The organism is Umezawaea sp. NPDC059074 (genome assembly GCF_042738955.1).
GTDB lineage: Bacteria > Actinomycetota > Actinomycetes > Mycobacteriales > Pseudonocardiaceae > Umezawaea.
On the sequence record NZ_JBHYHC010000015.1, the window covers coordinates 1 to 10753 of the forward strand.

At 68.8% G+C, this 10753-nt stretch carries 12 protein-coding genes; 3 read left to right on the forward strand and 9 right to left on the reverse strand.

Going from position 1 to position 10753, the window contains the following annotated elements; genetic code table 11:
- The 5 genes from ACFWW9_RS10075 to aroA all read right to left on the reverse strand — a co-directional run.
- Nucleotides 1–872: inorganic phosphate transporter (locus ACFWW9_RS10075; RefSeq protein ID WP_390374119.1), on the reverse strand; the 872-nt coding region annotated here is incomplete at its 3' end.
- A 21-nt stretch (nt 873–893) separates the two neighbouring features.
- On the reverse strand, nt 894–1586 hold the full coding sequence (locus ACFWW9_RS10080) for a hypothetical protein (RefSeq protein ID WP_390374122.1): 693 nt from the start codon (nt 1584–1586) through the stop codon (nt 894–896).
- Entirely contained in the window at nt 1583–1951 is a 369-nt protein-coding gene (locus ACFWW9_RS10085; protein ID WP_390374124.1) for a hypothetical protein, read from the reverse strand. Before ACFWW9_RS10085 ends, ACFWW9_RS10080 begins: the two co-directional genes overlap by 4 nt.
- Nucleotides 1948–3468 carry a 2,3-bisphosphoglycerate-independent phosphoglycerate mutase gene (gpmI, locus tag ACFWW9_RS10090; protein ID WP_390374127.1) on the reverse strand — a complete coding sequence of 507 codons (1521 nt, stop codon included), beginning with the start codon at nt 3466–3468 and terminating at the stop codon, nt 1948–1950. The genes ACFWW9_RS10085 and gpmI overlap by 4 nt, the downstream gene beginning before the upstream one ends.
- Nucleotides 3465–4790 carry a 3-phosphoshikimate 1-carboxyvinyltransferase gene (gene aroA / locus ACFWW9_RS10095; protein ID WP_390374130.1) on the reverse strand — a complete coding sequence of 442 codons (1326 nt, stop codon included), beginning with the start codon at nt 4788–4790 and terminating at the stop codon, nt 3465–3467. The genes gpmI and aroA overlap by 4 nt, the downstream gene beginning before the upstream one ends.
- 287 nt (nt 4791–5077) lie before the next feature.
- Here aroA and ACFWW9_RS10100 point away from each other — a divergent pair, with 287 nt between their 5' ends.
- Nucleotides 5078–6160, forward strand: a complete 1083-nt coding sequence (locus ACFWW9_RS10100) for a hypothetical protein (RefSeq protein ID WP_390374132.1) — start codon at nt 5078–5080, stop codon at nt 6158–6160.
- 3 nt (nt 6161–6163) lie between these two features.
- Here ACFWW9_RS10100 and ACFWW9_RS10105 read toward each other — a convergent pair whose 3' ends face one another.
- The 4 genes from ACFWW9_RS10105 to ACFWW9_RS10120 form a co-directional block, all read right to left on the reverse strand.
- Nucleotides 6164–6559, reverse strand: coding sequence for an ArsR/SmtB family transcription factor (locus tag ACFWW9_RS10105; protein WP_390374134.1), 396 nt, complete (start codon nt 6557–6559; stop codon nt 6164–6166).
- 68 nt (nt 6560–6627) lie between these two features.
- The gene (locus ACFWW9_RS10110; RefSeq protein ID WP_390374137.1) at nt 6628–6978 is read right to left on the reverse strand and encodes an ArsR/SmtB family transcription factor; all 351 of its coding nucleotides are present in this window, start codon (nt 6976–6978) and stop codon (nt 6628–6630) included.
- 19 nt (nt 6979–6997) lie between these two features.
- Nucleotides 6998–9331, reverse strand: coding sequence for a molybdopterin-dependent oxidoreductase (locus tag ACFWW9_RS10115; RefSeq protein ID WP_390374139.1), 2334 nt, complete (start codon nt 9329–9331; stop codon nt 6998–7000).
- Nucleotides 9332–9705: 374 nt separating this feature from the next.
- Nucleotides 9706–10074, reverse strand: a complete 369-nt coding sequence (locus tag ACFWW9_RS10120; protein ID WP_390374356.1) for an ArsR/SmtB family transcription factor — start codon at nt 10072–10074, stop codon at nt 9706–9708.
- Nucleotides 10075–10155: 81 nt separating this feature from the next.
- On the opposite strand from ACFWW9_RS10120, the gene ACFWW9_RS10125 reads away from it, so the two are divergent.
- Nucleotides 10156–10437 (forward strand): metal-sensitive transcriptional regulator, encoded by a 282-nt coding sequence (locus tag ACFWW9_RS10125; protein ID WP_390374142.1) that lies wholly within the window; start codon nt 10156–10158, stop codon nt 10435–10437.
- 28 nt (nt 10438–10465) lie between these two features.
- Nucleotides 10466–10675 (forward strand): heavy-metal-associated domain-containing protein, encoded by a 210-nt coding sequence (locus tag ACFWW9_RS10130; protein WP_390374144.1) that lies wholly within the window; start codon nt 10466–10468, stop codon nt 10673–10675.
- The last annotated feature ends 78 nt before the right edge of the window (nt 10676–10753 follow it).

Below are 10753 nucleotides of genomic sequence, written 5' to 3' on the forward strand. Positions count from 1 at the left end.
CCCTGGAACGCGCCCAAGCCCACCAGCGCGGCCGTGGTCAGGTTGGCCGTGAAGCCCTCGACGTGCGACATGTCCGTCACGCACACGGACATCGTCTTCGCGACGCGGGAGCCCGCGATGAGCCCGCCGATCGCCATCGCGGCGGTGACCCCGAACAGCAGACCGGACGGGGTCATGCCGCCGATGAGCGCGAACGAGCCGATCGCGACGATCTTGGGCGCGTCGTTCATGCCGCGGGCGAAGCTGGTGAACCCGCTGGTGGCCCAGTGCAGCGCGCTGACCGCAGTCAGCTTCGGGGTCGCGGTGGGGGCGACGGCTTCCTCCGTGGCAACCGCCGTGCCGTCAGCCGACTTGACCGACTCCGCCCGTGGCCCGGCGGTCTTCCTGGCCGTGGTCCGGCCGACCGCGAAGCGGCCGACGTAGGTCAGGGTGATGGACACCGCGTAGGCCACGGCGACGCTGAGCAGCAGCGGCACGACGACCTTGTTGACCAGCACACCCCACTGCACCGAACTGCTGGCGAACAGCACGCCCGCGCCGAGCAGCGAGCCGACCAGCGCGTGCGTGGTGGACACCGGCAGCTTGCGCCAAGTGGCGAACGCGACCCACCCGCCGGTGCCAACCAGCACCGCGACAGCGAACGGCGCGGTCGGGGCCTGCGAGACGATTCCCTTGGAGAACAGGGCGGTCATCTTCGCCGCGAAGGTGAGCGACACCAGGCAGCCAATGGCAGTCGTGATCGTGCCCCAGATGACCGCCGTGCGGATCTTGGCGACACCGGCCGCGGACAGGGTCGCGACGCCCTTCGGCACGTCGTTGGCGCCGTTCGCCGCGGCGAGGGCCAACACGAGCACCAGCACCAGAACTTCCATGGCGGATCTCCTCTGCTTCGTCTAGCTGGTGACCAGCGCTCGCTGCGACACCGCGGCGAGGAAGGCTGTGATCAGGGGGTGCACCGACTCCGGGGTGGAGGACAGCTCGGGTTGGAAGAGGGTGCCGATGAAGAACGGGTGGTCGGGCAGTTCGATCGCCCTGGGCGCTTTCTCCGCGTCCCAGCCGCTGATCCGCATCGGGCTGTGCACGATGGCGTCGACGTACTCGGGGTTGAGGCCGTACTTGCAGTGGTAGGTCTCGACGGTGCTCTCGGCGTCGTCATAGACCCCGGCGAGGCGCGTGCCCTCGGTCAGGAACAGCGGCGCTTGCTCCCCCGCCAGCGAGCACGCCAGCGGGACGATGAACGGCGTGCGCGCGTCCGGGTCGTACTGGACGTCGTCGGCGTCGTCGAAACCGAGTTCGGCCTGCCCGTACTCCATGAGCGCGTGTTGGAAGCCGCCGCACGTGCCGAGGTAGGGGATGCCGGTCTCCCTGGCCAGGCGGATCGCCAGCAGGACTGCCCGCTTGTCGGCGTAGGGCGATCCGGGAACGACCCAGATCCCGTCGTAGCCCGCGATGTCCTCGGTGACGGTCTCGCTGGCCACCCAGTCGACGTCCACGTCGAGGTGCGGGATCAGCGCGTCCAACCGCGGATGCGCGGGTTGGCACGTGTTGTAGTTGCCCACCAGGGCCAACCGTGGCCGTGAAGTCATCTCTTGTCCTCCCCAGGACTTCTCGTGCCGAGCCAGACGAAGCCGTGCGGCCGCAGTTCGCAGCGGAGGCCGTCGACGGCTTCGGTGGTGCTGGTCTCCCCGCTCAGGAAGAGGGGTGTCGCCTCGTCGAGCACGTGCGGCGCGAAGCTCCGGGCCACGTCCGTGACGTTGTGCACGCACAACACCCGGTGCCCGCCGACCGCCGCGGTGCGGAGCACCGCCCACAGCCCGCTGCCGACGTCGACGGGCGCCACCGTGGAACCGGCCCCGAACGCCGCCGCGACCACGGGATGTCCCACGTCGGGGGCGGACCCGGTCAACGACGACCGCAGCGAGTCGGCGAGCGCGTGCAGCGGGCCGGTCACCACAGCGGCCGTCCGGTCATGACCTCGCCCGCCGGGCGCCCCAGCAGGCGCAGGACGGTGGGGGCGAGGTCGGCGAGGGACGGGTTCTCGGGCGCGTCGCCGACGGTCTGGCCGTCGACCGGCACCAGGACCGCGGGAACCGGGTTGGTGGTGTGCCCGCCGTAGGGGCGCGGCACGCCGTCAGCGCCGGGTTTGAGCATGCGCTCCGCGTTGCCGTGGTCGCCCACAAGCAGCACCCAGCGCCCGGTTTCCGCGGCGGTGGCCAGGATCCGGTCCACCGCGCGGTCGGTGTGCTCGGTCGCCAGGACGGTGGCGGCGAAGTCGCCGGTGTGGCCGACCACGTCGATGTTGGCGAGGTTCGCCACGACGAGGTCCACTTCGGGGCGCTGTGCGGCGCCCGCCACGGCCTCGACCACCTTGTCCAGGTTCATCTCCGGACGAGCGCGGTAGTCCGGCCGCTCGTCGGCCGCGATCCGCACGTGCTCCTCGCCCGCCCGCGCCGTGGCGTCACGGCCGTTGACGTAGTAGGTGACGTGCTCGAACTTCTCGTTCTCCGCCACCCGCACGGACCGCAGGCCGTGGCGTGCCAGCTCGTCGGCCAGTCCGCCCCCGGTCTCAGCCCGTCCCACCAGCGGCGGGATGTCGGCCCTGGTGTCGTACTGGGCCAGGCTCAGCACCTCGACGTCGCGGTCGGCCACGTGCTCGACCAGGAAGTCGGCGAGCTGCTGGATCCGGTCGCTGCGGAAGTTGGTGAACAGCACCGCGTCCCCGGCCCGCACCGCACCCAGGGGCTCTCCGGCGTCGTCCACGACGACACCGGGCTCGACCCACTCGTCACCGCGCGCGGAAGCGTCCACGGCCTCCTGAGGACGTGCCACGGGTGCTCCGACGCCGTCGGCGATGAGCAGGCCCGCCTGTCGGGTGAGGTCGAGGTCGCCGCTCTTGTCCAGCGCGTAGCCGCGGCCCACCACGCTGGCGACGCGTCCGGCTCCGGTCTCCGCCGCGTGCTTCTCGATCCGGCCGAGGTAGGTCCCGGCGGTGCCGTCGGACACGTCGCGGCCGTCGGTGATCGCGTGGATCCAGACCTGGCCGACGTTCAGCTCGACGGCGGTCTCCAGGAGTTCCCGGAGGTGGTCGACGTGCGCGTGGATCGCCCCGTCCGAGGAGAGGCCGATCAGGTGCAGGGCCGTCCCGGACGAGGCCACGTCGCCGAGTGCCTTGCTGAGCAAGGGGTTCGTCCGCAGGCCGCCGGTGCGGATCTGCTGGTCGACCAGCACGCTGTCGTAGGGCACCGGTCGGCCGGCTCCGATGACCATGTGGCCGATCTCGGAGTTGCCGACCGTGTCCGGCAGCAGCCCGACCGCCGTTCCCGACGCCTCGACCAGGACGGTCGGGCACGTCGACAGCAGCCGGTCCAGGACCGGGGTGGCGGCCGCGGAGATCGCGTTGCCGTCGTCGTGCGGAGCGTGCCCCCAGCCGTCGAGCACCAGCAGGATTCCTGGCGTGCCCTCGCTCATCGGGTGCTCTCGCCGTCGGCGGCGAGCTTGTCGAGCGTCTGCCAGAAGGTCGGGAACGACTTGGCCACGCAGCCGGGCTCCTTGATGACGACGCCCTCGGTGCGCAGACCGGCGATGGCGAAGCACATCGCGATCCGGTGGTCGTCGTAGGTGTCGATGGTGGCCCCGTGCGGGGTGCCGCCGGTGATGGTCATCGCGTCGGGCTCTTCGTCGACCTCGATGCCCATCTTGCGGAGCTCGGTGGTCACCGCGGCGATCCGGTCGCACTCCTTGACGCGGAGGCTGGCGATGTTGGTGATGCGGGTCGTGCCCTCGGCGAACGCGGCCACGACGGCGAGCGTCGGCACGACGTCGGGCATGGCCTCCATGTCGATGTCGATACCCCGCAGCGGCCCGCCCTTGAGGGTGATCGAGTCGGAGGTGACGTCGGCCTCGCAGCCCATCCGGACGAAGGCGTCCACCAGGCCCACATCGCCCTGGTGCGAACCGGAACCGATGCCGGGGATCGTGATACGACCACCCAGAACCGCTGCGGCGGCAAGGAAGTAGGACATCCCGGACGCATCAGGCTCGACCGTGACGGAGCCGCCGCGCACCGACTGTCCCGCGGCGACGGTGAACTTCGTGTAACCGTCGCGTTCCACCTCCACGCCCATCTCGGCGAGCGCCGCGACGGTCATGTTCACGTAGGGCTTGGAGATCAGGTCGTCGATGATCGTGACCTCGACGTCCTGCTCGGCGCGGATCGCGTTGATGAGCAGGCTGGAGGTGAACTGGCTGCTGACCGCACCGCTGATCTTGGTCGCGCCGCCGCGGAAGGTGCCGCCGACGACCCGGATGGGCGGGCTGCCGTTGCCGCGCACGGCCGTGGCGTCGACGCCGAGCGCGGGCAGGGCGTCCAGCAGGGAACCCATGGGACGTTCTTGCATGCGCTTGGTGCCGGTGATGATGCTTACGCCCGGCGCGTGCCCGGCCATGGAGATGAGGAACCGCAGGGGGGTTCCCGCCGCGCCGACGTAGATCTCCTCCTCCGGGGCCGTCATCGGCTTGCCGGTGGGCACGACGTGGAAGCGCGCGTTCTCCCGGTCGATCGTCACGGTCACGTGGCCGAACTGGTTGATCGCGTTGGCCAGCAACACGGTGTCGTCCGACACCAGGGCTCCTTCGACCGTGACCTCCTGCCCGGACAGGGCCGCGATCGCGATGTACCGGTTGGAGTAGCTCTTCGAACCCAGCACCTTCACGACGAGGTCGAAGGCGGGCAGGGTGCGCACCGTCAGCTCATCGGCTTCCAGGCGCGGGTCCGGAGTTGCTGTGCTCATGCGGGTGATCCCCTTGGCGTGGTCGGGCGTCGGGCGGAGGGCGCCTGCGTCTCGGCAGAGCGGTGACAGCCTGCGATCCCGTGGACCGACGGGGAAGCGATCAGGCCCGGCAGCAACGTGCCGGGCAGGTTGCTGCCTGACTCGACGAAAGTTCCCGAGAGAGGACCACTATTTGCTTTTCCTATTGCAGCGGTGGGTTAAAGCCAGGTGGCGCACAGGAACGACTGCTACATTGATGATGCTCGATACAAGCGAGCACAGTCGGCACAGCTACCCTGGGGGGGTACATGCTGCAACCGTTCGGGCTGGACGAGACAGCGCAGGCGGTGTACCGGTTCGTCTTGACGCGACAGGGATGCGACATCGCGGAAGTCGTCACACTGCTGGACATTCCGGAGAGATCCGTTCATGACGCCATCGCCCGCTTGTCCGAACTTTGCCTCCTGCGCACTTCGTCCGATTCGCTCCTGCCCGGCAGTCCGAGCATCGCGCTGAACTCCCTGTTGGAACGCCAACAGGCCGATCTGCTGCGGAAGCAGCAGGAGTTCGCCGCCACCCGCGCCGCGGCCAACCGGCTCATCGCCGAGTACGACGAGGTGTGCGGGGCGGGCATCCGCAACGAGTGGGAGCGCTTGGACGGCATCGCGGCGGTCCACGCCAGGTCCAGCGTGCTGGCGCGCCAGTCGCGAATCGAATGCCTGTCGCTGCTCCCCGGCGGGAGCCAGTCTCTGGACGGCCTCGAAGCCCGTCGGGCACTGGACAGCGAACTGCTCCAAAACGGTGCGGCCGTGTGGACCGTTTACCAGGACTGCGCCTTCAACGACCGGCCGTCCCTGCGCTACGCCGAGTGGCTCACCGCGTCCGGCGGCGAGGTGCGCACGGCGCCGACGCTGCCGACGTGGATGCTCGTGTTCGACCGCACCACCGCGTTGCTCCCGGTCTCCCCCGAATCAGGGCACTGCAGCGCCTTCCAGGTCGCGGGGGCAGGGGTGGTGACGGCACTAGTGGCGCTCTTCGAGCAGGTGTGGACCGCCGCCACGCCATTGGGCGAGCAGCGGTGTCCGGGCGATGGCGGCCCCAGCAACATGGAACGAGAACTGCTCCGCCTGCTCAGCCAAGGCTTGACCGACGAGGCGGTGTGCAAGAAGTTGGGCATCGGCCTGCGCACGGCGCGACGCATGGTCGCCGACCTCATGGCCAAGCTCGACGCCCGCTCCCGCTTCGAGGCCGGGGCGAACGCCGTCGCCCGCGGCTGGCTGCGCCCCGACAACACGCCGCGGAGTCGACAGCGCGAGGCCTGCTGCGACACCTCGGCGGTCGTGCCGCTCGCCAGGAACCACGAGCTGCACGACCACGCCGACGCCGTGTGACGGTCAGGAGCAGCCGACGGAGGCCACGCCGGGGATGGCCAGCATCGCCGAGAGCCTGCCGAAGTTCTCCTGCACGGGCCGGTAGTAGACCCACGTGCCGCGCCGGTCGGACTCCACCAGCCCCGCCTCGCGGAGGATCTTCAGGTGGTAGGAGATGGTGGGCCCGGACAGGTCGAACGAGCCGGAGAGGTCGCACACGCAGCACTCGCCCGCCTCGGTGGCCGAGGACGCGGCGATCAGCGACAGCAGCCGCAGCCGGATCGGGTCGCCCATCGCCTTGAACATCTTGGCCATGTCGACGGCGTGGTCCGGCTCCAGCGGAGCGGACAGCACCGGCTCGCAGCAGGGCTCCGACGGGGCGCTCGCCTGCTTGCGGACCTGCTTGAGCGTGGCGGTCATACCATCTATATTGACATCCATCTAATCTAGGTGCAAGCAAGCGCCGAGCGTCCCGCACCGTGGACGGATCACGCGAACAGGGCGCGCAGCGCCTGCCAGCCTTCCGGGACCACGCTGAAGTACGCCCACGTGCCCCGCCGCTCCCGCGAGAGCAGACCGGCGTCCGTGAGCACCTTGAGGTGGTGGCTGACCGTCGGCTGGCTCAGGCCCAGGGGCTCGATCAGGTCGCAGACGCACACCTCGCCCTCGGCGGCGCCGTGGATGATGCTGAGCAACTGGAGCCGCGCCGGGTCCGCCACGGCTTTGAGGAGCTTGGCCAGCCGCTCCGCGGAGGGCCGGTCCAGCGGTTCGGCGGCCACGCTCACGCGCGCGCAGCCGTCGACGACCACCGGGAGTTCGCGTGTGCTCGTTGCATTCACACTCATCACAATACGCAGGTCACGGCGTTGATGCCTTGGCGATGCTGCACGCGAAGCATTTGTAGGCCTGCTGGCCCGACAGGTTGTCGTAATGGCGGTCGTCGACCAGCGTGTTCGCCGCCTCGTAGCGCGGGTCACCGAACTGGTCGCCGACCTGCTGGGCAGGCCCGAAGGTGTTGGGCACGAAGATCGTGTCCTGCCGGATGCCCGGCCAGTAGAGCGCGGTGCCGGTGACCTCACCCCGCGGGCTGCGGACCACCACCTCGTCGCGGTCCGCGATGCCGTAGCGGCGGGCGGTGTCCGGGTGGATCTGGACCAAGCGGATCCCGTTGAGCTGCTCGCCGGTCGGCGTCCAGTGCGTCACCGAGGCGAAGTGCACGACGCTGGGCCGCCCGGTCGTGCCCATGAGCGGGAACTCGCGGTGGACGTCGTCGTTGCCCGGCACGCCCAGCCGGACCGGGTGGGTGACCGCCTGCGGGTTGACCGGGTTGGTGACGAACCCCGGCTCGTAGGCGATCGTCGGGTGGGCGCCGGTCACCTCGGGATGGGTGTAGAAGCTCGGCAGGGCGTGGTGCCCCGCGGTGGCGAGTTGCCGTTCCAGTTCAGGGGTGTAGATCTCGACCTTGCCGCTCGGCGTGGGGAACCGCTTCCCCTTCGCGCCCAGTGACTCGGCGGCTTCGTACCAGGACGGGTGATCGAGGTACAGGGCGCTGACACCGGGGTGCTTGACCGACGGGCACGGCCAGCGCAGCGGCTCGGTCCGCTTGTCCATGCGGGCCTTGGTCATGCCGCCCATGCCGGGCGTGCGGGTGACGAACTCGTTCCACAGCACCGAGTAGTCCTTCCACGCTTGCGGGAAGGCATCGGTCCAGTACGTGGAGGGGTTCTTCGTGTCGTTGCGCCCGAGCGCCCAGGCGAGGTCGATCCAGATCTCCCAGTCGGGCTTGGACTCCCCCACCCGCGGCACGACCTGGTGCTGCCACCTGATCGCCCGGTCGTCACGGCGCATGTAGACGCCCTCGTACTCCAGCGCGCCGGACACCGGCAGGACGACGTCCGCGAAGTAGGCGGCCTCCTCCATGAACAAGCCGGTGTAGACGTAGAAGTCGAGTTCCCGGAACGCGTCCTTGACCTTGTTCGTGTTGGCCGAGGAGATCAGCGGGTTGCCCTGGGTGATCACGGCTTCCAGCCGGTAGGGCTTGCCCGTGAGGATCGACTCGGCGAAGTAGTCGGGCCCGACCGGCAGCGCCTGCGGCACCTTCGGAACGTTCACCGCGAGCGGCGGCAGGTGCAGGTCGCCCGGCCAGGTGTTGTGCATGAAGTTGCAGCCGCCGCCGAGCTTGCCGATGTTGCCGGTGACGGCGGCGAGGAAGGTCAGCACGCGGTACGTGTCGAACGAGCCGAGCTGGTGCGAGATCCCGGCGTTGCAGAAGATCGCGGCCGGTTCGGACTTCGCGTAGTCCTCGGCGATGCGCTGGATGGTCTTGACGGGGATGCCGGTGATCTTCGACGCCCAGTCGAGGGTGTAGGCGGACTTCACCAGGTGGTCGCGCAGCTCGGTGAACCCGACGACCCAGCGCTGGACGAAGTGCCGGTCGTAGAGGTTCTTCGTGACGATGTGGTGCAGCATCCCCAGCGCCAAGGCCAGGTCCGTGTGCGGCTTGGCCGCGATCCACTCATCGGCCTCGGCGCCGGTGGGCGTGCGGCGGGGGTCGACCACGACCAGCTTCGCGCCGGTTCGCTTCCGGGCGCGCAGGAGGTAGTCGAACGTCACCGGGTGGGTCTCGGCCTGGTTGGTGCCGAAGAACAGCAGGTACTTCGCGGACCCGAGGTCGTCCTTCCCGGTCGCGCCGTCGGTGCCGTACCCGTTGGTGAAGTTGCCGAGCCCGAACGTGGCCTTCAGCGCGTTGCCACCCGCGTCGTTGCAGACCGGCCCGACGTCGGTGTTGTTCGGACTGCCCAGCAGCGCGAACAACCTGCCCACCAACGAGCCGACACCGCGCGGCAGACGACCTGTCGTCCGGTTGGCGATGGAGGGAGCCTTTCCGGCGTCGCGCAGCTGGAGCAGCCGCTTGGCCACGACATCGAGGGCTTGATCCCAGGTGGCCGGTTCGAAGGTGGAGTTCGGGGATCCCTTCTCCCCTCCGGTCCGCACCAGCGGGGTCTTCAGGCGCAACGGGTTGTACACCAGCTCGGCCATCATCGGCGCCTTCACGCAGATGTTGCCCTGCTGCACCGGATCCTTCGGCTCGCCCTTCACGCTGATGATCCGGTTCTCCCGCAGCCCGACGTGCAGCCGGCAGTTGGAGTTGCAGAACTGGCACGCGGTCGCGACGGTCCTGTCCGCCTGCATGGCCGCGGAGTCCGTGGTGAAGTTGAGTTCCGTGCCGCCGGCGCCAGCGCTGGCACCGCTTGTCCGACTTTCGCCCGCCACGTCCGGATCGGCACCCGCCGAACCTGGTGACCCGACGATGAGCGCGGCACTGGTGAGCGCCGTTCCCCTTACGAATCCACGCCGAGACAAGCCTTCGCCAGCACCCATGACCGGACCCCTCAGTCGCCAACGGAGTAGCAGAGGGCGAGCGTAGGAGTCATATCGATGACTGTCCATGAATATGTTTCAGTCATCAAGGATCGTAATGGTCCACAAAGGATGGACAGGACCTGTTCGAAGGCAACCCAAGCAGGACAAGGGTTCCCCTCTCGCCCGACCTTCGATGCGGACAATCAGGCCGTAACGTTCACGACTTCCACGGGCAACAACGCGGCGGAGAGATCCCGGAGCACCTCGGGAACGGTGCGGTAGTAGACCCAGGTGCCACGCCGCTCCCCCGCGATGAGTCCGGCCTGCCGAAGAACTTTGAGGTGATGGGAGATCGTCGGCCCGGTCAGCTCGAACGCCCCCGACATGTCGCACACGCACGCCTCACCCCCAGGGTGCGACGCGATCATCGACAACAACCTGAGCCGCACCGGATCGGCGACGGCTTTGAGTACCTTGGCCAACCTCTCCGACTCCTCGACCGAGAGGGACCCCGCCGCCCAGGGCGCGGCGGCACAACCTCCAGACGACCCATCCGCATAGTTGATTGACATCCCTCTATATTGACAGATCTCTACATAGCTGGCCAGTATGGATCTCGGGGAAAGCACACGCCAAAGCGAAGGTCGAGAACCATGCGTGGCTACGCCAAGAACAAGGACAGCCACCTGAACCGCTTGCACAGCATCGAGAACCAGATCCGCGATCTGCACCGGTTGATCGAGGACGACGCGTACTGCATCGACGTGCTCGACCGGATCGCCGACGCCACCGCCGCCCTGCGGGCCGTGTCGCTCGGCTTGCTGGAGGACCACGTCGGGCACTGCGTGACCCAAGCAGTCCTCGACGCCGGCTCCGCCGCGGACGAGAAGGTCACCGACGCGAGCAAGGCCATCGCGCGGCTCGTCCGATCATGACGAGCACATCCACGAAGGAGAACGTTCCATGACCGTGTCCACCTACACCGTGCAGGGCATGACGTGCGGCCACTGCGTCAACGCGGTCACCGAAGAGGTCAGCCAGATCGGCGGCGTGCAGGAGGTCGCGGTCGACCTCGCCTCCGGCCTGGTGACCGTGATCAGTGATCAACCCGTCGCCGAGGACGACATCCGCGAAGCGGTCGTCGAGGCGGGCTACGAACTCGTCGCCGGCTGAACGGAGTGGAAGCGCGCCCGCCCCAACGGGCGCGCGACCGTCAGCCCGCCCTCCCCCTGTCGCGTATACACATCAGAA

Bases quoted from the DNA above. Each gene is read 5' to 3' on its own strand.
- ACFWW9_RS10080 (WP_390374122.1), bottom strand. From the start codon at position 1,586: ATGACTTCACGGCCACGGTTGGCCCTGGTGGGCAACTACAACACGTGC.
- gpmI (WP_390374127.1), bottom strand. From the start codon at position 3,468: ATGAGCGAGGGCACGCCAGGAATCCTGCTGGTGCTCGACGGCTGGGGG.
- aroA (WP_390374130.1), bottom strand. From the start codon at position 4,790: ATGAGCACAGCAACTCCGGACCCGCGCCTGGAAGCCGATGAGCTGACG.
- ACFWW9_RS10100 (WP_390374132.1), top strand. From the start codon at position 5,078: ATGCTGCAACCGTTCGGGCTGGACGAGACAGCGCAGGCGGTGTACCGG.
- ACFWW9_RS10105 (WP_390374134.1), bottom strand. From the start codon at position 6,559: ATGACCGCCACGCTCAAGCAGGTCCGCAAGCAGGCGAGCGCCCCGTCG.
- ACFWW9_RS10115 (WP_390374139.1), bottom strand. From the start codon at position 9,331: ATGCAGGCGGACAGGACCGTCGCGACCGCGTGCCAGTTCTGCAACTCC.
- ACFWW9_RS10120 (WP_390374356.1), bottom strand. From the start codon at position 10,074: ATGTCAATCAACTATGCGGATGGGTCGTCTGGAGGTTGTGCCGCCGCG.
- ACFWW9_RS10125 (WP_390374142.1), top strand. From the start codon at position 10,156: ATGCGTGGCTACGCCAAGAACAAGGACAGCCACCTGAACCGCTTGCAC.
- ACFWW9_RS10130 (WP_390374144.1), top strand. From the start codon at position 10,466: ATGACCGTGTCCACCTACACCGTGCAGGGCATGACGTGCGGCCACTGC.